General features: G+C 73.4%; 13 protein-coding genes and 1 tRNA gene. 8 read left to right on the top strand and 6 right to left on the bottom strand.

What is annotated here, in order from left to right; all coding sequences use genetic code 11:
• Positions 1-74 precede the first annotated feature (74 nt).
• Positions 75-3545, top strand: a complete 3471-nt coding sequence (locus AC0VXQ_RS07160; RefSeq protein WP_475528126.1) for an ATP-dependent helicase — start codon at positions 75-77, stop codon at positions 3543-3545.
• Entirely contained in the window at positions 3542-7183 is a 3642-nt protein-coding gene (locus AC0VXQ_RS07155) for an ATP-dependent helicase (RefSeq protein ID WP_475528123.1), read from the top strand. The genes AC0VXQ_RS07160 and AC0VXQ_RS07155 overlap by 4 nt, the downstream gene beginning before the upstream one ends.
• Positions 7184-7297: 114 nt before the next feature.
• On the opposite strand, the gene AC0VXQ_RS07150 is transcribed toward AC0VXQ_RS07155, so the two are convergent.
• Entirely contained in the window at positions 7298-8245 is a 948-nt protein-coding gene (locus AC0VXQ_RS07150; RefSeq protein WP_058731687.1) for a phosphotransferase, read from the bottom strand.
• 71 nt (positions 8246-8316) lie between these two features.
• Between AC0VXQ_RS07150 and nudC the strand changes: the two genes are divergently transcribed.
• Together nudC and AC0VXQ_RS07140 are read left to right on the top strand one after the other, a co-directional pair.
• Entirely contained in the window at positions 8317-9396 is a 1080-nt protein-coding gene (nudC, locus tag AC0VXQ_RS07145; RefSeq protein ID WP_279752464.1) for an NAD(+) diphosphatase, read from the top strand.
• Positions 9393-11201, top strand: coding sequence for an ATP-dependent helicase (locus tag AC0VXQ_RS07140; RefSeq protein ID WP_279752465.1), 1809 nt, complete (start codon positions 9393-9395; stop codon positions 11199-11201). The genes nudC and AC0VXQ_RS07140 overlap by 4 nt, the downstream gene beginning before the upstream one ends.
• A 117-nt stretch (positions 11202-11318) precedes the next feature.
• Here AC0VXQ_RS07140 and AC0VXQ_RS07135 read toward each other — a convergent pair whose 3' ends face one another.
• Positions 11319-12080, bottom strand: coding sequence for a hypothetical protein (locus tag AC0VXQ_RS07135; protein ID WP_475528119.1), 762 nt, complete (start codon positions 12078-12080; stop codon positions 11319-11321).
• 174 nt (positions 12081-12254) lie between these two features.
• On the opposite strand from AC0VXQ_RS07135, the gene AC0VXQ_RS07130 reads away from it, so the two are divergent.
• Complete coding sequence (locus tag AC0VXQ_RS07130) at positions 12255-12926, top strand: M48 metallopeptidase family protein (RefSeq protein WP_081046319.1); 672 nt, start codon at positions 12255-12257, stop codon at positions 12924-12926.
• On the opposite strand, the gene AC0VXQ_RS07125 is transcribed toward AC0VXQ_RS07130, so the two are convergent.
• Positions 12833-14254 (bottom strand): zinc-dependent metalloprotease, encoded by a 1422-nt coding sequence (locus AC0VXQ_RS07125; RefSeq protein WP_058731685.1) that lies wholly within the window; start codon positions 14252-14254, stop codon positions 12833-12835. The genes AC0VXQ_RS07130 and AC0VXQ_RS07125 overlap by 94 nt on opposite strands.
• A gap of 282 nt (positions 14255-14536) precedes the next feature.
• Between AC0VXQ_RS07125 and AC0VXQ_RS07120 the strand changes: the two genes are divergently transcribed.
• The 3 genes from AC0VXQ_RS07120 to AC0VXQ_RS07110 all read left to right on the top strand — a co-directional run bounded on the left by AC0VXQ_RS07120 (position 14537) and on the right by AC0VXQ_RS07110 (position 19231).
• The gene (locus tag AC0VXQ_RS07120) at positions 14537-15679 is read left to right on the top strand and encodes a YlbL family protein (protein ID WP_058731684.1); all 1143 of its coding nucleotides are present in this window, start codon (positions 14537-14539) and stop codon (positions 15677-15679) included.
• A gap of 334 nt (positions 15680-16013) precedes the next feature.
• A complete protein-coding gene (locus AC0VXQ_RS07115) occupies positions 16014-18995 on the top strand; it encodes a UPF0182 family membrane protein (protein WP_475529405.1) in 2982 nt (993 codons plus the stop codon).
• Positions 18996-19157: 162 nt separating this feature from the next.
• Positions 19158-19231 (top strand) — tRNA-Met (locus tag AC0VXQ_RS07110).
• A gap of 188 nt (positions 19232-19419) precedes the next feature.
• On the opposite strand, the gene AC0VXQ_RS07105 is transcribed toward AC0VXQ_RS07110, so the two are convergent.
• The 3 genes from AC0VXQ_RS07105 to AC0VXQ_RS07095 are packed head-to-tail and all read right to left on the bottom strand — an operon-like array spanning position 19420 to position 22159.
• A complete protein-coding gene (locus tag AC0VXQ_RS07105) occupies positions 19420-20331 on the bottom strand; it encodes an ABC transporter permease (RefSeq protein ID WP_081046320.1) in 912 nt (303 codons plus the stop codon).
• The gene (locus AC0VXQ_RS07100; protein ID WP_058731569.1) at positions 20328-21215 is read right to left on the bottom strand and encodes an ABC transporter permease; all 888 of its coding nucleotides are present in this window, start codon (positions 21213-21215) and stop codon (positions 20328-20330) included. The genes AC0VXQ_RS07105 and AC0VXQ_RS07100 overlap by 4 nt, the downstream gene beginning before the upstream one ends.
• A complete protein-coding gene (locus AC0VXQ_RS07095; RefSeq protein WP_131797951.1) occupies positions 21212-22159 on the bottom strand; it encodes an ABC transporter ATP-binding protein in 948 nt (315 codons plus the stop codon). Before AC0VXQ_RS07095 ends, AC0VXQ_RS07100 begins: the two co-directional genes overlap by 4 nt.
• Positions 22160-22208 lie beyond the last annotated feature (49 nt).

Below are 22208 nucleotides of genomic sequence, written 5' to 3'. Positions count from 1 at the left end.
CCGTGGTCTCATGGAGAGCGGACAGACACCCCGACGAGGGCGCCGGGTGTGAGAGGCGAGACGAGGAGGAGCACATGGCGGGCACCGGAACCCTGCTGCTGGGATCCCCCGGGACGGGGCGCTCCACCGCCCTGATCCGCCGCGCCCTGGACTTCGTGCGCGCCGGGAACGACGCCGCCTCGGTGCTCCTGCTGGCTCCCGGCCGCCTGGCCGCGGACCGGCTGCGCCAGGAGTTCTCCGAGCGCATCGGGGCCACCGTCTCCTCCCCGCCGGCCCGCGCCTGGCACTCCTACGCCTTCGACGTGCTGCGTCGGGCCCACGCCGCCGGGCAGCTGCCGGGGGTGGCCTTCGAGCCGCGGCTGCTCTCCGGCCCGGAGCAGGACGTGCTCATCGGCCAGATGATCGAGACCCACCGGCGCGGCATCGGCCGGCCGCCCGCCTGGCCGACGGATCTGGGGGAGGCCCTGCGCACCCGCGGCTTCCGCCGGGAGATCCGCGAGTTCCTGGACCGCTGCGCGGAGTTCGACCTCAGCCCCGATCAGGTGCGCGAGCTCGGACGGTCCACGGCGCACCCCGAGTGGGTGGCCGCCGCGGACTTCCGGGTGGAGTACGAGCAGCTGCGCCGGCTGAGCATGCCCCACGCCTACGACCCCTCCGCCCTGATCCACGAGGCCGCGGCCTTCCTGGAGACCCACCCGGAGTTCGTGAAGCAGGAGCACACCCGCCTGCGCCTGATCCTCGCCGATGACCTGCAGGAGGCCAGCCCCGCCGTCGTGCGGCTGCTCGGCGCTCTGTATCCCGCGGGGCTGGCGGACCCGGCCGAGCTGGTGCTCACCGCCTGCCCGGACACCGTGGTCCAGGGCTTCCGCGGCGCCCGACCCGAACTGCTCACCAGCCTGGAGCGCCGCCTGCCCGCCCTGGACGGCCTGCGTAGCATCAGCCTCGCCACCAGTCACCGGATGCCCGCGGGCCTGGTCCCGGCCTTCGAGCGGATCGCCCACCGGATCCCCGTGGTCGCCGGAGCCCTGACCCAGCGCACTCCCGCCCAGCCCGCCGAATCCACCGAGGGGCAGCCCGATGACGTGGCTCCGGAAAGAGCCGTGCACCAGCGGAGGCGAGTGGCGGGACAGGGCGACGACGCCCCCGAGGTGCTGCTCGTGGGCTCCGAGCAGGAGGAGCTGCGGCTGCTGTCCCAGCTGATCCTGGAGGAGCACGTGCTGGGCGGCCGGGGGCTGGAGGAGATGGCCGTGATCGTGCGCAACGGCTCCTCCCTGGCGCGGATCCAGCGGCACCTGGACGCCGACGGCATCGCCGCGACCGTGCCGGTGGCGGAGACCCCGCTGCGCGAGGAGCCGGCCGTGCGGCCCTTCCTGGACGCCCTGTGGATCCTCACCGACCGGGAGGAGGAGGCCGGGGCGCGCGCCCTGGACCTGCTCACCTCCCGCCTGGGCGGCACCAGCCCCTCCGGGCTGCGTCGGCTGCGCCAGACCCTGCGCGCCCGCGAGCTGCGGGCCGGGGGACGGCGCTCCGGGGACGAGCTGCTGCTGGCCGCCCTGCGCCAGATCGACGGGACCGAGGCCTCCGTCGACGGGGAGCAGGGCCCCGATCTGGGCGGCAGCGGCCCCGGCACCGCCGGGCTGCGCCGGGTCGGGGCGGTGCTGTCCGCGGGGCGGGCCGCCATGGCTGCGCCCGAGCCCTCGGCCGAGACCGTGCTGTGGGCCCTGTGGGAGGCCAGCGGCCTGGCGAAGACCTGGGAAGAAGCCTCCCGCGGCGCCGGTCCGGCAGCCCAGCGGGCCCACCGGGACCTGGACGCGATGGTCGAGCTGTTCAAATCCGCCGAGCGCTTCGCCGAGCAGCAGACCGGCGCCGGCGTCGAGCAGTTCCTGGACTACCTGGACAGCCAGGACCTGCCCATGGACACCCTCGCACCGGTCGGCGGCCCCAGTGCGGCCGTGAGCCTGCTGACCCCGGCCTCCGCGGCCGGGCGCGAATGGCCCGTGGTGATCGTTTCCGGCGTGCAGGACGGGGTCTGGCCCAACCTCACCGTGCGCGGCGGACTGCTGGCCGCCCCGCAGCTGGCCGACGCCGTGTTCCTCGGTCCCGAGCAGGCCGCCCGCGTCACCCACGGGATGCGGGTGCGCGAGACCCGGGTGGATGAGCTGCGCATGTTCGCCGCGGCCATCTCCCGGGCCTCGCGGCGCCTGGTGGTCACCGCCGTCGCCGACGCCGAGACCGAGCCCAGCGAGCTGCTGGCCATGCTCGCCCCGGACCAGATGCAGCAGCCCGCCCTGACCCCGGTGCGCCGGCCGATGACCCTACGCGGGCTGGTCGCCGAGCTGCGTCGGGCCGCCCAGGACCCTCAGGACCCGGATCGGGCCCTGCGCGCCGCGGACTGCCTGGCCCGCCTCGCCCTGGATGACGGCGCCCCGGATGCTGACGCCCCGGGTGAGGGCGGTCCGGCCGACGACGCCGCGCGGGCCGCCGCGGAGGATGGTGCGCCGCGGGCCCCGCTGCCGCCGGTGCCCGGGGCGCACCCGCAGGACTGGTGGGGTCTGGCCCCGCTGTCCAGCACCGAGCCCGCCCTGCCGGCCGAGAAGCCCGTGCCGGTGACCCCCTCGCGGATGGAGGGGATCGTGCGCTCCCCGCTGGACTGGTTCGTCGCCGTCTCCGGCGGGCAGGCCGGCACGGACCTGTCCCGCTCCCTCGGCACCCTCATCCACGAGGTGGCCCAGGACCTGCCCGAAGCCCCCGGGCACGAGCTCGTCGCGGAGCTGCGCCGCCGCTTCGAGGCCCTGCGCCTGCCTGAAACCTGGGAGACCGAGCAGACCTGGCAGCGCGCCGAGACCATGATCCGCAAATTCGCCCAGTACGCCGTGGACTCCCGTTTGAAGGAGGGCCGCCGGCTGGCCGGCATCGAAGGCTCCTTCCAGGTGCTCGTGCCCGGGCCCGCCCGCGACGCCCTGCTCACCGGGCGCGTGGATCGCCTCGAGGTGGACCAGCTCGGCCGGTACGTGGTGATCGACCTGAAGACCGGGCGCCACACGCCCACCAAAGCGCAGATGGCCCACCACCCCCAGCTGGCCGGGTACCAGGTGGCCTTGGCCGCCGGGGCCGGCCAGGCGATGGCCGCCCAGGCTGCGCGGGACGGGGCGGAAGCCCGAGACGGGGCGGATGCCGGACCGTCGGACGCCGCCGACCCGGGGGACTCGCTCGATGCCACCGCCTCGCAGCAGGTCTCCGGGCGGCAGGACGCCGAGCCCGAGGTCCTCGAGCTGCGCGGGGCCCGGCTGACCGAGCTCTCCGGCGGGGCGGCCCTCGTGCAGCTGGGCACCGGCACCGCCTCCTACGGGAACCAGCAGCAGGAGGCCCTGGGCCCGGAGGATCAGTGGGCAGTGGACCTCGTGCAGCGCTGCGCCGAGCTGATCGCCCACGAGCACTTCCAAGCCCGGCACACCGAGCAGAACACCGGCGCCCACGGACTCGGCTGCGCCCTGCCCGAGATCTGTCCCCTGTGCGCCTCCGGAAGGCAGGTCACCCAACCATGAGCACCCCCCTCGCCGCCCAGGCCCGCCACACCCCCGAGGAGATCGCCCGCATCCTCGGGCGTCCCGCCCCCACCGCGGAGCAGTCGCGCATCATCAGCGCCGACCTCGCCCCGCGCCTGGTCGTGGCCGGGGCCGGGTCCGGGAAGACCGCGACCATGGTGGACCGGGTCGTGTGGCTCGTCGTCAACGGCTTCGCCCGGCCCGAGGAGATCCTCGGTGTCACCTTCACCACCAAGGCCGCCGCGGAGCTGCGCCAGCGCATGGTCTCCCGGCTGGCGACCCTGGCCGAGCACGGCCTGCGCCCCCCGGGAGAGGATCCGCAGGCCCCGGAACTGGACCCGACCGTGTCCACCTACCACTCCTACGCCAAGGCGCTGGTCAGCGAGTACGGGCTGCGCATCGGCGTCGAGCGCGACGCCGCCCAGTTGGGCGCGGCCCAGAGCCACCAGCTGGCCGCTCAGCTCGTGGCCCACTGGGAGGGGCCTCTGCCCGAGCAGGTGCCGGCCGCCTCCACCCTGGTCACCGCCGTGCTGCAGCTCAGCGGGGAGTGCGCCGAGCACCTCGTGGACCCCGCCGATGTCGCGGCGACCTGCGAGACCGAGCTGGCGCGCCTGCGGGTCCTGCCCAACGACCACCCCAAGCAGCTGAAGAAGGCCGAAGCCGCCCGTAACGCCGCCGTGACCAAGCTGGAGCAGAAGCTGCTGGTCGCCCGCCTGGCGGTGCGCTACCAGCGGCTGAAGCAGACCATGCAGGTCATGGACTTCGGGGACCTCCTGCTCGATGCCGCCCGCATGGCCCGCGAGGTGCCCGCCGTCGCCCGGGAGCAGCGGGAGCTGTACAAGGTGGTGCTGCTGGACGAGTTCCAGGACACCTCCCACGCCCAGATGGTGCTGTTCTCCACGCTGTTCGGGGACGGCCACAGCGTCATGGCGGTGGGGGATCCCAAGCAGTCCATCTACGGCTTCCGGGGCGCCTCCGAGGGTCAGCTGTTCGACTTCCCCGCCTACTTCCCGGCCGAGGACGCCGCACCGTCCTACCTGACCGCGGCCTGGCGCAACGGCACCCGCATCCTCGACGCCGCCAACGCCGTCGCCGCCCCCCTGGGACGGCCGGCACCCTGGGCGCCGGGGGAGCGGCGCTTCCCCGTCCCGGACCTCGTGCCCCGTCCCGAGCCCACCGCGGGCCAGGTGCTCACCGGCACCTGGGTCAGCGAGGAGGAGGAAGCCGCAGACCTGGTGCGCGGCATCCGGGAGCGGGCCGAGCAGGCGCGGGCCGAGGGCCGGGAGCCGGCCACCGCCGCGGTGCTGTGCCGGGCCCGGGCCCAGCTGGAGACCGTGCGGGCCGAATGCGAGCGGCAGGGGGTGCCCGCCGAGGTCCTGGGTCTGGGCGGGCTGCTGCAGACCCCGGAGGTCGTGGACATGGTCGCGACCCTGCGCGTGCTCTCCGACCCGTCCCGCGCCGATGCCCTGATGCGGCTGCTGGCCGGGGCCCGCTGGCGGCTCGGCGCCCGAGACCTGATGGCCCTGAACGACTGGGCTCGCTTCCTCGCCCGACGCCGCCGCCGGGCGGTGGAGCGCGGGATCGCCGAGGACCTCACCACCCCCGAAGGTCAGGTTCCCGGAGAGGAGGGGCTGCGCGCCGGGCGGGGCGAGGCCCCGGATCCGGAGCAGGCCGAGGCCCAGGCCCGGGAAGCCGTGCAGGAGCTGCTGCGCACCGGCGGCGGGGACGAGACGGACGGGGCCAGCCTCATCGAGGGCATCGAGACCCTGCCCGGACCGGCCTGGACCTCCGCGACCGGGCGCGCCCTGAGTCCGGAGGCCCGGCAGCGGCTGGAACGGTGCGCGCGGGAGCTGGAGGAGCTGCGCGGCTACCTCGGCGAGGACCTCACCACGCTGCTGCACCACATCGAGCGGCTGAGCCTGCTGGACATCGAGCTGGCCTCCCACCCGGGGCGCTCCGTGCACGAGGCGCGGATGCACCTGGACGCCTTCCACCAGGCCGCCGCCCAGTACTGCGCCACCGCCCCGCGCATGGCGGCGACCCTGGACGCCGGGACCCACCCGGAGCTGTTCGCCCCGGCGGGCGCCGACTCGGACGCGGCGGAGCAGGCCACCCCGCAGGAGCACCGCTACACCGTGACGTCCTCCGCCGCCGGGGTCACCGCCTTCCTCGCCTGGCTGGAGACCGCCGCCCGGGAGGAGAGCGGCCTGCCGCTGCCCGCCGGACCCGCCGTCCCGGGGGCCGTGCAGCTGCTGACCGTGCACGGGTCCAAGGGGCTGGAATGGGATGAGGTGCACCTGTTCGGCATGGCCGAGGGGGTCTTCCCCACGGATCAGCGCGAGCACTGGCTCAACAGCCTCGGCGCCCTGCCCTGGCCGTTGCGCGGGGACCGCGGGCACCTGCCCCAGTGGGACACGGACCAGACCGGCACCACGGGGCTGCAGGAGAGCTGGACGGCCTTCCTGGAGGACAACGACGAGCGGGTGGTCGCCGAGGAGCGGCGCCTGGCGTACGTGGCCATCACCCGCGCCCGGGAGCTGGTGAGCATCGGATCCAGCCGTTGGACCGGCACCCGCGCCAAGCCCCGGGTGCCCTCCCGGTTCCTGGCGGACCTGCCCGAGGAGTCGGTGCGGATCGTGCACGAGGCCGCGCCGCTGGAGGCCGGGGAACAGAACCCCCAGCGCAGCAGCGTCCTGGTGGCCCTGTGGCCCTTTGATCCCCTGACCCAGCCGGCGGTGACCCGATGGGAGGATCTCGAGACCCTGGACGGGCTCACCGGGACCGCGCAGGCCGACGCCGCGCTGGACCCCGGTCCGGTGCGCAGCCGCCGGGCCGAGGTGGAGCGGGCGGCCGCCCTGGTGCGCCAGCGGATCGCTCAGCGCACCGGCGGGCCTGCCGCCGACGCCGCAGCCCGAGCGGGTGAGGCGCCGGGGGAGAGCACTCCCGAGACCCTGGCCTGGGAGGAGGAGACCGAGCTGCTGCTGGCCCTGCGTCGGACCCGGGCCCGCGCCGCCCAGCGCACCGAGATCCCCCGCCACGTCAGCGCCTCCCTGGTGGTGGGCCTGGCCGAGGACCCGGAGGCGGTGCTGCGCGCCGTCCGTCGCCCCATGCCGCGGCGGCCCTCGGCCCAGGCGCGGGCCGGGACCCGCTTCCACGAGTGGCTCGAGCACCGCTACGGGGCCCCGGCCATGCTGGATCTGGGCGTGCGGCTGGCGGACCCGGAGGAGGAGACCCCGCAGGAGCTGAGCACCCTGCAGGAGAAGTTCCTGGCCTCCCGGTGGGCGGATCGTCAGCCGTGGGCCGTGGAGCTGCCCCTGGAGACCAGCCTCGGCGGGATCACGGTGCGCGGGCGGATCGACGCCGTGTTCCGCACCCCGGACCCGGCCCCGGGGGAACCGGAATGGGAGCTGGTGGACTGGAAGACCGGCCGGGTGCCCACCGGGAGGGAGCTGGCGGACCGGTCCGTGCAGCTGGCCGTGTACCGGCTGGCCTTCGCCCGCCTGCGGGATCTGGACCCGGCGACGGTGCGCGCCAGCTTCCACTACATCGCCCAGAACCGGGAGATCACCCCGGAGCACCTGCCGGGGGAGGAGGAGCTGAGCGCGCTGCTGGCCTGGCTGGGACACGCCCCGCGGTGAGCACAGGGCGCCCGGGGGTTGACGGCGGATCGGTCGGTTCGGCGCACCCGAGGCGGACAGACTGAGTGGAGCTCGCCCGTCGTCGGGAGCGCGGTTCAGTCGAGGGAGCGGGCGTCAGTCGGCGGGTGCGTCGGCATCCCGGGGCTCGTCGAGGGCGCCGGATTCGCGCAGGTCCCGCTCCAGGGTGCGCAGCATCGCCTGGGCCTCGCTGACCGTGGCCTCGTCCCCCTGCTCGGTGCCGCGCACCAGCCACTGGGCCAGCGCGAACTCGGCGTGCAGGTAGGCCCGGCGCAGCAGGTGGGGATCCGGGGTGTGCGGCAGCTGCACCGTGTAGACCTCCACGATCGCGTCCGCGAAGTCCTGGTCCGGGCAGCTCATCAGCCACGCGAAATCCGCCGCGGGATCCGCGACCTGCATGTCGTGCCAGCCGCGCACCGCGGCCAGGCGGGTGCCGTCCAGCACCAGGTTCTCCTCGGAGAGGTCCCCGTGGATCACGGTCGGGCGGAAGCGCCACAGCCGGGGGTCCTCCAGGCGGGATTCCCACCGGCGCAGCAGCGGCGCCGGGACCTTGCCGGTGCCTGCCGCCCGGTCCAGCTCCGCCAGCATCCGGTCCCGGCAGCGCTGGGCCGTGTAGGTCGGCAGATCCCCTTCCCGCACGATCTCGATCGGCAGGGTGTGGATCGTGGCCAGGGCCTTGCCCAGCTGGGTGCTCAGCGGCTCCCGCTCCGGGGAGACCACGTGGGAGCGGCGCACCAGCTCCTCGATGTCCACCACCTCACCCGGGATCTCCGGGTACACGAACGTCCGCAGCCCGTCCCGGTCCGCCGAGCCGACGACGGTGGGCAGCTGGAAGGGCAGGCGAGCCCGCAGCCCCGGGGTGAAGGAATGCAGGATGACGTGCTCGGATTCCAGCCGGACGCTGGCCTCCTGGGTGCGCGGGCAGCGCACGATCCACCGCTGGCGCGCGGAGTCGAGGACCACCGCGCCGACGTACTCGGGGTTCTCGACTTCATACGCGTCGACGGCCACGGGGAAGAGCCCGGGCACCCCGGCCGAGGCCATAGCGGCTAACGTTAGCGGTGTGGAAGTCACCCCCACAGACTACAAGAGACCCCCGGGAGCACGCTGAGCGCATGAGCACCGCCGAGAACCCCGGGATCCTCCCGCCCCTGGGGGCGCTGCTGCTGGGGACCCACCCGCTGCGCCGCAACGACCTGGAAGCCGACACCTCCGCGCTGCTGCCCGCCGCGCTCCGGGACCCGCGCACCCGCGTGCTTACTCTGGACGCCGAGGGTCGGGCGCCCATCCGGTGCCTGCCGGATCCCGCCGACGCTGCGACGGCCGACGCCGCCCCCGCTCACGACGCCGCCCCTGCTCGCGCCGAGATCGCCTGGGCCGGGACCGCGCAGGTCTCCGGCCCCCTGGCCCACCTGGGGCTCACCGCCGACGGCGCCCCCGTCCTGCTGGCCCTGCCCACCGCACAGACACCCGGCGAGGCCTCCACCGCCACCACGTCCGGAACCGCGGCCGGGGCACCATCGCGGCGGCTCGGGTTGCGCGAGGCCGCGGAGATGCTGGACCCGGAGCAGACCGGGTGGTTCACCGCCGGGCTGGCCCTGTACCGCTGGCACGAGCAGGCCCGGCACTGCCCCCGGTGCGGTGCCCCCACCGAGCCCGCCCGGGCCGGCTGGGCGCGCACCTGCACCGCCGAGGGCACCGAGCTGTTCCCCCGCACCGATCCGGCGATCATCGCCGCCGTCGTGCACACCGACGAACACGGGGAGGAGCGGATCCTGTTGGGCCGCTCCGCCCGGTGGCCCGCGGACCGCTACTCGACCTTCGCCGGCTTCGTGGAGGCCGGGGAGAGCCTGGAAGCCGCCGTCGCCCGGGAGGTCGGCGAGGAGGCGGGAGTCAGGGTGGTGCGCGCCGAATACCGCGGCTCCCAGCCCTGGCCCTTCCCGCGCTCGCTGATGCTCGGCTTCCGCGCCGTCGTCGCCGAACCGGGCGCGGCCCGCCCGGACGGCACGGAGATCGCCCGGGTCCGCTGGTTCACCCGTCGAGAGCTGGCCGGGGAGGTCCGCGCCGGACGGGTGCGCCTGCCCGGACCCGTCTCGATCGCCCACCACCTGATCGCCGACTGGTACGGTGGCACCCTGCCCGAGAAGGCGCCCGAGACCCTGCCCCAGAACCCGGAGGACGAGAGCACACGATGACCCCCGCCCGGAGCGGATCCGCCGCCGAAGCAGCGCGCCCGCAGGAGCCCGCCCCGAGCCCGGACCGGATCCTGGAGGGCCTGGACCCGGAGCAGCGGGAGGTCGCCACGAGCCTGACCGGGCCCGTGTGCGTGCTGGCCGGGGCCGGGACGGGCAAGACCCGCGCGATCACCCACCGCATCGCCTACGGCATCGCCGCGGGGGTCTACGTGCCCCAGCAGGTGCTGGCCCTGACCTTCACCGCGCGCGCGGCCAACGAGATGCGCGCCCGCCTGCACGGGCTCGGCGCGGCCGGGGTGCAGACCCGCACCTTCCACGCCGCGGCCCTGCGCCAGCTGCAGTACTTCTGGCCCCAGGCCGTCGGCGGGACCCCGCCGCAGCTGTTGTCCGGGAAGGCCCAGTACCTCGCCGAGGCCGCCTCCCGGCTGCGCTTCACCACGGACCGGGCGATCCTGCGGGACCTGGCCGCGATCATCGAGTGGTCCAAGGTCTCCATGCTCACCCCGGACACCCTCGAGGAGAACCTGGGGAACAAGGAGCTGCCCACCGGATTCACCCCCCAGGGCTTAGCGCGGGTGGCCCGGGCCTACGAGGACCTGAAGACCGAGCGCAACGCCATCGACTTCGAGGACGTGCTGCTGGCCACCGTCGCCATCCTGGAGGAGGACGACGCCGTCGCCGCGGCCGTGCGCCAGCAGTACCGGCACTTCGTGGTGGACGAGTACCAGGACGTCTCCCCGTTGCAGCAGCGCCTCCTGGACAACTGGCTGGGTGGACGCGAGGAGCTGTGCGTGGTGGGCGACGCCTCCCAGACCATCTACTCCTTCACCGGGGCGGCCTCCCGGCACCTGCTGGAGTTCCCCTCCCGTCACCCGCAGGGCAAGGTCGTGCGGCTGGTGCGCGACTACCGCTCCACCCCGCAGGTGGTGGCCCTGGCCAACCGCCTGCTGGCCGCCCGCCGCCCCGCCAAGGACTCCACCCCCGGGGCCTGGGCCACACCCCTGGAGCTGCGCGCCCAGCGACCCAAGGGACCCGAGCCGGAGTGGTTCGAGTACGCCGATGACGAGCAGGAGGCCGCCGGCATCGCCGAGGACATCCGGGACCTGATCGACAAGGACGGGATGGACCCCGCGCAGATCGCCGTGCTGTTCCGCACCAACGGACAGTCCCAGGTCATCGAGCAGGCGCTGGCCGATGCCGGGATCGGGTACCGGCTGCGCGGGACGGAGCAGTTCTTCAACCGCCCCGAGGTCAAGAACGCCATCGCCCAGATCCGCGCGGCCGCCCGCGCCGACGCCGAGACCCCGGCCCCGCGCCTGGTGCGGGACCTGCTCTCCTCCCTCGGCTACCGTGACCGGCCCCCGGCCTCCACCGGGGCGGTGCGCGCGACGTGGGAGTCCCTGGCGGCCCTGGTCTCGCTCACGGATCGGCTGGCCGCGGCGCGGACCGAGGAGCAGGGGGAGCTGACCCTGCCGGATCTGGTGGAGGAGCTGGCCCGCCGGGTCGCCCATCAGGACGCGCCGGTCATGTCCGGGGTCACCCTGGCCTCGCTGCACTCGGCGAAGGGCCTGGAATGGGACGCGGTGTTCCTGTGCGGATTGTCCGAGGGGCTGATGCCCATCGGCTTCGCCGAGACCGGGGATGAGCTGGACGAGGAGCGGCGCCTGTTGTACGTGGGGATCACCCGGGCCCGGCAGCGGCTGTTCCTGTCCTGGTCCCTGGCCCGCACCCCGGGCGGGCGGGCCCACCGGCGCCGCTCCCGCTTCCTCGAGGGGCTCGCCCCGCGCTCGGCGCACCTGGGCTGAGCCCTGAGTCGAGCCCCCGACGTCGCCACCGCCCGGCCCCGCGGAACTCGCCGTCCCCGCGGGCGTGGAGCGTCCTGAGGGTCCCGCAGCTCGGGCTTGCGCCCGCCGCGTCCGGTCTCAGCCGGCGCGGATCTCGCGGATCTCCGGGTGCAGGGCGAGGCGGCACAGGCAGTCCGGGTCAGCCTCGACGCGGATCGCCGCCAGCTGGCAGTCCCGGCACCGCCGCGCCCACCACGGCACGGTCCTCTTCGCCCCCTCCACCGCGCGCAGGTCCCCGGCGACATCCAGGACCAGCTGCAGCACCGGGGTCCCGGGGGCCAGCGGAGGCTCCCAGTGCTCCTCCTCGTGTGCGTCCACGGTCTGCACCACCCGGTCGAAGCGGGCCACGAGGCCGGAAAGCCACCCGGGGTCCCGGGCGGTGCGCCGCGGGGCGCCCGGCGTCGTCGTCGGGTCCAGCTCCGCCGGAACCTGACCGGGCCAGAACGGCTGCCCGTCCCGGCCGAGCAGCTCGGTGATCACCTGCTCCCGGCGCCGCCGCTCACGGCACACCCGGTGCACCAGCTCCGACTCCGGGTGGCTGCCCTGCCCCAGCGGCAGCGCGCGCCCGGTGCGTCGGGCGATGTCCGCGCACAGGGCCCGATCCCGGGCCAGGCCGACGTCCTGCTTCCGGTACCCCCGCTGCTCGACATCCCGGGAGGTCACCGGGTGCCGGTCCAGCAGCCACGGCAGCTCGTCCCCGGTCCGCTCGGTCAGCCCGCGGCAGATCAGGGCGGCGGGACCGGCCAGCCCCAGGCACAGCACCCGGGCGCCGCGGGGGATGCCGGCGAGCACGTGCTCGACGGAGACGATGGGCGGGGCGACGGCGGAGGAGTGGTCCATGCCACCCACCCTGGCAGATGCGTGGGCGCGGATCCCCGCTCATCCACAGGCCCCTCGTCCCGGACGGTGCAGGCAGGTCCTCGACGCGAGCGACGGCGGGGAGGATCGTGCGGCGCGCTGGTTCGTGCGGCGGGCAGGCGCCCCGGCGCGGCGTCGTCGGGCTAGGATCCTCTCATGCCCCGTCCCGGCCCCGCCCCGTCCTTCCCCGATGAGCATCTGCGCGTCGAGGGGGATCGGCCCGCGCTGGTGATCCGCCGCTCGGCGCGTCGCCGCAAGACCGTCTCCGCCCGCTGGGACGGGGACCGGGTGCTGCTGCAGATCCCGGCGAGCATGGGCACGGATCGGGCGCTGCGCCACGCCGAGGAGCTCCTGCCGCGCCTGCTGCGGGCCCGGGCCCGCCAGGGGGCGGGGGAGGGGGACCCGACCTCCCGGCGCCGCTCGGATGGGTTCCTCGCCGAGCGGGCCCGACGCCTGGCCCGGGAGCTGCTGGGGGACCGGGTGCGGCCCGTCTCGATCCGCTGGGTCACCAACCAGCGCACCCGCTGGGGATCCACCACCCCCGCCCGCGGCAGCGTGCGGATCTCACACCAGCTGTGGGAGGTGCCGGACTACGTGCTGGACTACGTGATCCATCACGAGCTGTGCCACCTCATCGAGGCCTCCCACGGCCCCCGCTTCCGGCGCCTGGAGGCCCGCTACCCCCACGCCGAGACGGCCCGGGCGTACCTGGCCGGGTACGCCCACGGCAGGGGTCAGGACCCGGAGGAGCCGTTCGAGGACTCCCCGGAGGAATCCTCCCCGTCCTCCCCGGAGGACGGATCCTCCGAGTCCGCCCCGTCCTCGTAGCCGCCGGAGAGCAGCTTCTCCAGGGCGGCGTCCATCTCCTCATCCGTGGCGTGGAGCAGGTCGTGGGTGGACTCGAACTGCTCCGGGTGATCCAGGTCCTCGTCCGTGGGCAGGTTCTCCGGGGCCTCCCACAGGGCGTCCCTGGCCTCGGCCCCGTGCTGCTCGCCGTAGGCGCGCCAGAACTCGGAGGCCTCGCGCAGGCGCCGCGGCCGCAGCTCCAGGCCGATCAGCGACCCGAAGGTCTTCTCCGCAGGTCCGCCCGCGGCGCGACGACGCCGCAGGGTCTCGGTCAGCGCGGGTGCGGAAGGCAGGTTGCCGGCGGCCCGTGCGCAGACGTCGTCCACCCAGCCCTCCACCAGGGCCAGCAGGGTCTCCAGGCGCCGCAGGGTGACCTCCTGGTCCTCCGTCAGCTGCGGGGTGAACAGATCCCCGGACAGAATGGTGCGCATCGACTCGGGGTCGGTGGGATCCAGGCTGCGGGTGGCCTCCTCGATCCGGTCCATGTCCACGTGGATGCCGCGGGAGTAGCGGCGGATCAGCTCCAGGATGTCCTGACGCAGCCACGGGGTGGCGTGGAACAGCCGCTGGTGGGCGGCCTCGCGCAGGGCCAGGAACAGCATGATCTCCTGCTCCGGCAGGTCCAGGCCCTCACCGAAGGCGGCGATGTTGGTGGGTACCAGGGCGCAGCGCTCCGGGGCCAGGGGGATGCCGATGTCCGTGGAGGAGACGGCCTCGCGGGACAGCTGCCCGACGGCCTGACCCAGCTGCATCGCGAACATCATCCCGCTGATCCCGCTGAGCATGGACGCGCCCTGCCCCAGGATGGCCTGCAGCTCCTGCGGGATCTGCTGGGTCATCGCCTGGCCCATGGCCTCCGAGACCGACGCCGCCACGGGCTCGGCGATCTGGCGGAACGTGTCGAAGCAGTGGTCCACCCACTCCACGCGCACCCAGGCATCCTCCGGCACGGCCGGACGGGAGAACTGGGTCTGCGCGTCCAGCCACAGCCCGGCCAGCTGCATCGCATCGCGCACGGCGGCCTTGCGGCTGCCGGTCAGGGAGGGGTCGGATTCGGCGGCGGCCAGCTGGCGGGCGTGATCCCGGGCCGCCTCCCAGTTCACGGAGCCGTCCCGGCTCATCCCGGACATCATGGCCTGGATCTGGGAGAACAGCCCGGACATCATCGCCGGGTCCATGGGCACGGACATCCCCCGCAGATCCTCGGGGTTCAGCCCCTGCCCGGAGGACAGGCGGCGGAACAGCTCCTCGAAGGGGTTGCCGTCCCCCTCGCCGTGGGACTCGCGGTCGTCGGGGTTCTGGGGATTCATGGCACCTCGAAGGGTCGGTCGGAGGCGACGGTGCGATCCGCCGCGCGGGCTCAGCCCCCATTAAAGGCCAGCCCAGGCCCGCCCGTCAGCCCGTGTCCGCTCCTGGCACAGTCCCACCCGCCGGGCCGACGCCGGACCGACGCCGGATCAGCGCCGGATCCGCCCAGGCCGCTGTGGGCTAGGATGGGCCACGCCCGTGAGCCGTCCCGGCCCGGCTGCCCCCGCCCCCGCGCGTCGCCAGCAGCCCCGCGCGGGCCACGCCCGAGCAGGAAGCCCCGCACGATGCCCGAGACTCCGCAGCAGCACGACCCCGACTCCGCGGGGCAGACCGGGTCCGCCCCGCGCACCCTCACGCTGCGGCCTCGCCGCGCCCAGCGGCGTCGGGCCCGCCTGACCGGCCTGTGCGGTGCGGCCACCGTCGGGATCCTGGCCGCGGGGGCGCTGCTGGCCCCGCCGTTCGTCACCGAGGCGCCCGGCCCCACCTTCAACACGATCGGCGAGTGGAACGGGCACCAGCTGATCCGCATCGACGGCGCGAAGACCTATCCCGTCAGCGGCAGCTTGGACATGACCACCGTCTCCGTCGCAGGCGGGCCCAACTCCCAGACCAACCCGCTGGCCGTGCTCGGCGCGTTCCTGGACCCCGGGCGCACGGCGCTGCCCGCGGACGCCCTCTACGCCCCCGGCACCAGCTCGGCGCAGGTCGCCGCGCGCAACAGCGCGGACATGACCGACTCCCAGTCCGCCGCCCAGGCCGCAGCCGCCGAGCACCTGGGCATCGACTACTCCGTGACCCTGCGGGTCGCCGGGCGGGCCCCGCAGAGCGCGGCCGGGCCCCTGGCGGAGGGCGACGTGCTGGTGGCCGTGGGCGGCACCCGGCTGAAGACCTACCAGGACCTCACCGACGCCCTGCAGCGCACCGAGGGCAAGGCCGTCGACGTCGTCTACCGCCCCGGGGGCAAGGACGAGCAGCGCACCGTGCGGCTGACCCCGCGGCGCGACGACGCCTCGGGTCGGTGGGTGCTGGGGCTGTACCTGAAGCCGGACTACCACTTCCCGTTCACCGTGGACTACGGGCTGCAGGACGTCGGCGGGCCGAGCGCGGGCACCATGTTCGCCCTGGGGATCATCGACGAGCTGACCCCCGGCTCCCTGACCGGCGGCAAGCACGTGGCCGGCACCGGCACGATCGACGCCCAGGGGAAGGTCGGGGCCATCGGCGGGATCCGGCAGAAGATGATCGGGGCCCGGCAGGCCGGGGCCACCCTCTTCCTGGCCCCGGCGGACAACTGCGACGAGGTCACCGGGCACATCCCCGACGGGCTGTCGGTGGTCAAGGTCTCCACGCTGGACGAGGCCGTGGAGGCCGTGCGCGGCGTCGGCGAGGGCAAGGACCCCGCCTCCTACCCGCAGTGCGGCTCCTGAGGTCTCCGGGTCCGGGGGCCGCAGGCGCTTCGCATCCCTGACCGGAATGGTCCGCGGCACCCCTTTCCGGGCACAATGGGAGGCACGACGCCGGGCCGGGCTTGCTCGCGCGGCGTCCACGGCCCCTGATCCGCATCGGGAGCACCCGCGCAGCCGCCTCGGCAACGCGGGTGATCGGCCCCGGGGCGGCGGGGGGACGCATCCACCGCCTGCGACCTCGAGGACATCCGTTAGCCAAGGACCCCACCAGCCCGATGCGGGAGGATCCTCCCGCCCCGACCGTGCCGCGCGCGGCCCCGCCTCCTCGCGGCGTCGGCCCCTGATCATCACCGCGATCATCGTCATCGCCCTGATCATCGCCTTCGTGGCCGCGACCCAGGTGTACACCGAGGTGCTCTGGTACGACCAGGTCGGCTACCTCACCGTGTTCCTGCGGGAGAACGGCATCAAGGTCGGGGTCTTCCTCGCCGCCGCGGTGCTCATGGCCTTCGTCGTGTGGCTGAGCATGCGCCTGGCCTGGCGCCACCGTCCCGCGCGTCCGGCCGCCGGGCGCTCGCGGGCCGGGCGCGACCCCGCCCGGGAGCAGGCCCGCCGGGAGGGGGCCGGACAGGATCCGATGGCGGATCTGCGCGCGGCCTTCGAACAGAACATGGCCCGCTACCAGCAGGCCCTGGAGCCGATGCGCCGGGTGCTGCTGATCGCGGTGCCCCTGGTCATCGGGCTGTTCGGCGCGGCCACGTTCCTCACCCGCTGGGACACCGTCGTGCTGTTCTTCGCCCAGGAGCCCTCCGGGCGCACCGATCCGCAGTTCGGCCTGGACCTGTCCTTCTTCATGTTCACCCTGCCGTTCCTGCGCCTGGTCACCGGCTTCGTGCTGACCACCCTGATCTTCGCGGGCCTGGCCGCGCTGGTCGTGCACTACCTGTACGGCGGGATCTCGGTGGGGGAGCGGGGCCTGCGGGTCTCGCGCGCCTTCACCGTGCAGATGGGCATCACAGCCGCCGCGATCCTCCTGGTCGTGGGCGCGAACTTCTGGCTGGGCCGCTACGCGACGCTGCAGAACGACTCCGGGGACTGGACCGGAGCGATGTACACCGACGTCAACGCCGTGATCCCCACCAAGGCGATCCTGGCCATCGCGGCCGTGCTGGTCGCGGTGATGTGCATCGTAGGCGCGGTGGTGGGCCGGTGGCGCCTGCCGATGATCGGCACCGCGATGCTGCTGGTGGTCTCCCTCGTGGCCGGCGGGCTGTACCCGTGGATCGTGCAGCGGTTCCAGGTCCAGCCCACCGAGCAGTCCATGGAGAACCCGTACATCCAGCGCAACATCGACATGACCCGGGACGCCTACGGGCTCTCGGACCTGGAATCCACCAACTACGACGCCACGGTGGACTCCGCGAAGGGCGCGCTGCGCAACGACTCGCAGTCCATCTCCAACATCCGCCTGCTGGACCCGAACGTGGTCTCCTCCGCCTTCGCCCAGCTGCAGCAGTTCCGTCCCTACTACCAGTTCGGCAAGACCCTGTCCGTGGACCGCTACGACATCGACGGCACCACCCAGGACACCGTGATCTCCGCGCGCGAGCTGAACCCGGGGCAGAACCAGGACCAGGGCTGGTACAACCAGCACGTGGTCTACACCCACGGCTACGGCGTCGTCGCCGCCTACGGCAACCAGGTGGAGGCCGACGGCAAGCCCAAGTTCATGCAGTCCGGCATCAACGCCACCGGCGAGATCTCGGAGAACTACGAGCCGCGGATCTACTTCGGCCAGTCCTCCCCCGAGTACTCGATCGTCGGCGGCTCGGAAGGCGACGAGCACCTGGAGCTGGACCGCCCGCAGACCACGGACGACTCCGACTCCAACGACGCCAAGACCACCTTCAGCGGGAACGGCGGGCCCAACGTCGGCAACTGGTTCAACCGCCTGGCCTACTCCATCAAGTACCAGTCCTCCGACCTGCTGCTCTCCGACGGGGTGCGCCCGGAGTCCCAGATCCTCTACGACCGGGACCCGGCCGAGCGGGTGCGCAAGGTCGCCCCGTACCTGACGGTGGACGGCAACCCGTACCCGGCGATCATCGACGGCAAGGTGCAGTGGATCGTGGACGCGTACACGACGTCGTCCTCCTACCCGTACTCCGCGCCCACCTCCCTGGGCAGCGCCACGCAGGACTCGCGCACCCAGAACGGGCAGGCCCAGGCCCTGCCGGATGAGAAGGTCAACTACATCCGCAACTCGGTCAAGGCCACCGTGAACGCCTACGACGGCTCGGTGCAGCTGTACGCGTGGGACGAGGACGACCCGGTGCTGAAGTCCTGGCAGAAGGTCTTCCCGAACACCGTGAAGTCCTACAAGGACATGTCCGCGGCCCTGATGGCGCACGTGCGCTACCCGGAGGACCTGTTCAAGGTGCAGCGGGAGCTGCTGAACCGCTACCACGTGACGGATGCCAACAGCTTCTACGCCGGGGACGACGTCTGGAAGGTCCCGAACGACCCCACGACGGATTCGGACACGGAGCTGCCCCCGTACTACCTCTCCCTGCAGATGCCGGGGGAGGACAAGGCCTCCTTCTCCCTGACCAGCTCCTTCATCCCGCAGCAGTCGGACAGCTCGACCCGCAACGTGATGTACGGGTATCTGGCGGCCAACGGGGATGCCGGCACCGGCAAGGACGGGGAGCGCTCTCCGGACTACGGGAAGCTGCGGCTGCTGGAGCTGCCGCGCTCCTCCGTGGTGCCCGGTCCCGGTCAGGCGCAGAACAACTTCAACTCGGACACCGAGGTCTCCTCCGAGCTGAACCTGCTCAGCCAGGGCGGCTCCCGGGTGGTCAAGGGCAACCTGCTGACCCTGCCCGTCGGTGACGGCATCCTCTACGTCCAGCCCGTCTACGTGCAGTCCAGCGGGGATTCCGCCTACCCGACCCTGCGCCGCGTGCTCGTGGGCTTCGGCGAGAAGGTCGGCTACGCCCCGACCCTCGACGAGGCGCTGAACCAGGTGTTCGGCGGCGATTCCGGAGCGCAGACCACCCAGGACGCCGGGGTGGACGCCCAGGAGGCCGACGCCCAGGACGGCGAGAGCGGCCAGCAGGGCTCCGGGAGCAGCGCCTCCGGGGATCTGGGCTCCGCGCTGGAGAAGGCCAGCCAGGCCATGAAGGACGCGGACCAGGCCCGCAAGGACGGCGACTGGGCCAAGTACGGCGAGGCCCAGGACCGCCTGCAGAAGGCCCTGGACGAGGCCATGGAAGCCGAGGGCGCGACGGCTTCGGCCAGCCCGTCGCCGTCCGCCAGCGCCTCGGCGGACCGGTGAGCCGGCCAGGGCGCTGATCGTCCGGGCCGCGTGATTGGCCGACGCCGCGGACGCACCCTCCCTCGCGGAGGGGCGGCCGCGGCGTCATTCTATGTTCTGCGCCACAGATGCCCGATCGGAGTTGCGCAGGGTGGGGCGGGTCCGTATAGTTGAACAGGTCGCCGCGGGGTGGAGCAGTTCGGTAGCTCGCCGGGCTCATAACCCGGAGGTCGCAAGTTCAAATCTTGCCCCCGCAACGAGAAGCACGAGGCCCGGTTCCTGGATCACCAGGAACCGGGCCTCGTCGCATGTGCGGCCTCGCCCCGCCCCCGGCCGGTTTGGGAGGGGTTTCGGCGTTTGGGAGCCCCGAAGACACACCCACACACCGAAACCCCTCCCAAAGCCGGCCGTGCCGCGGCTGGCCGCGGCCGAGGGACGGGCCGGGTCAGCGCAGGAACAGGGCACTCAGCCGCCGGGTCACCAGCACGATGCCGACGCCGGCCAGCACCGCGAAGTAGCCGACGTGCACCGCGAAGACCGGGGTGAGCAGCCCGGTGCTGAGCATCCGCACCATCTCCACCGCATGCCACAGCGGGAACGCCATGATGACCCACTGCAGGGCCGGCGGGTACACCGTGATCGGGAAGAAGGTCGCGGAAAGCAGGAACATCGGCAGCAGCACCACCATGATCCAGTCCATGTGCACGAAGGTGCGACAGTACGAGGTCACGGCCATGCCCAGGGCCGCGAAGCCGAAGGCGATCAGCAGGCACGCCGGGATCGCCAGCACCGCCGTCCAGGCCAGGCTGTAGCCCAGCACGCTCATCAGCGCCATGAAGGCGCAGGAGTAGAGCATCCCGCGGAACAGGGCCGAGGAGATCTCGCCCAGGGCCACGTCCAGCGGCCCCAGCGGCGTGGCCAGCATGGACTGGTACACCTTGGAGAAGCGCAGCTTGAAGAACACGTTCCACGTGGAGTCGTAGATCGCCCCGTTCATCGCGGAGGTGGCCAGCAGGGCCGGGGCGATGTACGCCGGGTACGGCAGGTCCTGCCCCTGGTACTGCACCGCCCCCACCAGGGCGCCGACGCCGATGCCCATGGACAGCAGGTACAGCATCGGCTCGAGCACGCCGGAGACCATGATCAGCCAGTTGGACCCGTAGGAGGTGGCCAGCCCGTGCTCGAAGACCGAGCGGGCGTTGCCGGAGTAGACGGTCTGGGCGAAGGGCGCCGGACGCCGGTGGGCCAGCAGCGTCTGAGCTCCCGCTGCGGGCCGGGCGGGGGCCGACGTCGCACCGTGGGAGCGGGAACCGGCGCGGGAGCGTATGCCGGGGATGTGGGCGGGCGGGCGGCTCATCGGTCCTCCAGCTTCCGGGTCAGGGACCGGCGCAGCCACAGGATCCCCAGGACCGACAGTCCGAGGAGCACCAGCAGGTGCGCGGCCACCAGCCACGCCGGCTCGGCATGGCCGAAGGCCAGTCCGCGGGAGAGCTCGGCGGCGTGCCACACGGGGGAGATCCATCCGATCCACTGGATGCCCCACGGCAGCACGCTCAGCGGGTAGTACACCCCGGAGAACAGCACCAGCGGCATCAGCACGAAGCGGCGCACCATGGTGGATCTGCCGCCCTCCCGGTCCAGACCGGCGAAGTACCCGGCCACCGGCGCCCCGAAGGCCAGGGCCCCGAGCATCGCGACCAGCGGGATCGCCAGCCCCGTGCCCGGCTGCGGGAGCACCCCGAAGACGAGCATCGCGATCCAGTACAGCCCCGCCACCGCGGCGACCCTCACCTGGATCGCCAGCAGCACCCCGAGGGTCAGCTGCCCGGGGGAGACGGCGGCCTGGTAGATCGTGTAGTAGGTCTTGGCGTCCCACTGCGTGCCGCCGAGCACCTGGTAGGTGGATTCCTCCACGCCCACCATCACGGCCGCCGAGACCAGCAAGGCCGGGGCGACGAACACCACGTAGGACACCCCGTAGGTGTCCGCCCCCGTGCCGTGGCTGATCAGGGCGCCCAGTCCCAGCCCCATGCCCAGCAGGTACAGGACCGGCTCACCCAGCGCGGAGGTCAGCAGGGTCAGCCGGTAGCGCCAGTACACCCACAGCATGTGCTCGGTCACCCCCCAGAAGGCGGTGCGGCGGCGTCGGGCCGCGACCTGCGGATCGTCCAGGCCGGCTCGTCGGGCCGCCGGGGAGTACGACTGCGCGGTGGGCTGCGGATCCGCGACGGCGTCCTTCATTCGATCAGGCTCCGTCCGGTCAGGGTCAGGAACACATCCTCCAGGGAGGCGCGCCGGACCAGGCTGGAGCGCACGGGGACCCCGAGGTCGTGGCTGCGGGTCAGGGCCGCATCGGCGTCCTCGGCGTGGATCAGCAGCCGGTCCGGCAGCCGCTCGACCCGCCGGAACCCGCCGCGCTCGCGCAGCAGCGCGGCCTGCTCGTCCAGGACCATTCGATCCAGGCGCAGCTCCAGCACCTCCCGGCTCACGTGCTCCCGGATCAGGGCGGCGGGGGAGCCTTCGGCCATGATCCGGCCGTGGTCGATCACCACGATCCGATCGCACAGCTGCTCGGCCTCGTCCATGTAGTGCGTGGTCAGCAGCAGGGTGGTCCCGCTCTCGCGCAGTCGGAACAGCTTCTCCCACAGCAGGTGCCGGGCCTGCGGATCCAGGCCCGTGGTCGGCTCATCCAGCATCAGCAGCCGGGGCTCGTTGATCAGCGCCCGGGCGATGGTCAGGCGCCGCTTCATCCCGCCGGAGAGGTCATCGGCGCGCACGTCGCGCTTGTCGGTCAGCTGCGCGAAGTCCAGCAGCTCGGGGATCTTCTCCCGCAGATACCAGCGGGGCAGACCGAAGTACCGGCCGTACACGGCCATGTTCTTGGCCACCGTCAGGTCCAGGTCCAGCCGGTCCTCCTGCGGGACGACGCCGATGCGCGCCCGGATGCTGGGCCCCTGAACGTCCGGGTCCGCGCCGAGCACCTCCAGGTGCCCGCCCGTGCGCCGGGAGGTGGCCCCGAGCATCTTCATGGTCGTGGACTTGCCCGCCCCGTTGGGGCCCAGCAGCCCGAAGGCCTCCCCGGCCTCGATCCGGAAGTCGATGCCGTCCACCGCCGTGAACCGCCCGAAGGCCTTGGTCAGACCGGAGGCGACGGCGGCAGGGGCGGGGGCAGGCATGATCCACATCATAGCCGACCATGATCCCGGCGTCACCCGCCCGGAGGCACGCGCTGGA

The organism is Rothia sp. QJM3NY_36, from assembly GCF_056173115.1.
Note: the sequence above shows the minus strand (reverse complement) of the source record. Positions and strands in the feature narration are given on the sequence as shown.

Bases quoted from the DNA above. Each gene is read 5' to 3' on its own strand.
- AC0VXQ_RS07135 (WP_475528119.1), bottom strand. From the start codon at position 12,080: ATGGACCACTCCTCCGCCGTCGCCCCGCCCATCGTCTCCGTCGAGCAC.
- AC0VXQ_RS07095 (WP_131797951.1), bottom strand. From the start codon at position 22,159: ATGTGGATCATGCCTGCCCCCGCCCCTGCCGCCGTCGCCTCCGGTCTG.
- AC0VXQ_RS07105 (WP_081046320.1), bottom strand. From the start codon at position 20,331: ATGAGCCGCCCGCCCGCCCACATCCCCGGCATACGCTCCCGCGCCGGT.
- AC0VXQ_RS07120 (WP_058731684.1), top strand. From the start codon at position 14,537: ATGCCCGAGACTCCGCAGCAGCACGACCCCGACTCCGCGGGGCAGACC.
- AC0VXQ_RS07150 (WP_058731687.1), bottom strand. From the start codon at position 8,245: ATGGCCTCGGCCGGGGTGCCCGGGCTCTTCCCCGTGGCCGTCGACGCG.
- nudC (WP_279752464.1), top strand. From the start codon at position 8,317: ATGAGCACCGCCGAGAACCCCGGGATCCTCCCGCCCCTGGGGGCGCTG.
- AC0VXQ_RS07155 (WP_475528123.1), top strand. From the start codon at position 3,542: ATGAGCACCCCCCTCGCCGCCCAGGCCCGCCACACCCCCGAGGAGATC.
- AC0VXQ_RS07100 (WP_058731569.1), bottom strand. From the start codon at position 21,215: ATGAAGGACGCCGTCGCGGATCCGCAGCCCACCGCGCAGTCGTACTCC.
- AC0VXQ_RS07125 (WP_058731685.1), bottom strand. From the start codon at position 14,254: ATGAATCCCCAGAACCCCGACGACCGCGAGTCCCACGGCGAGGGGGAC.
- AC0VXQ_RS07160 (WP_475528126.1), top strand. From the start codon at position 75: ATGGCGGGCACCGGAACCCTGCTGCTGGGATCCCCCGGGACGGGGCGC.
- AC0VXQ_RS07140 (WP_279752465.1), top strand. From the start codon at position 9,393: ATGACCCCCGCCCGGAGCGGATCCGCCGCCGAAGCAGCGCGCCCGCAG.
- AC0VXQ_RS07130 (WP_081046319.1), top strand. From the start codon at position 12,255: ATGCCCCGTCCCGGCCCCGCCCCGTCCTTCCCCGATGAGCATCTGCGC.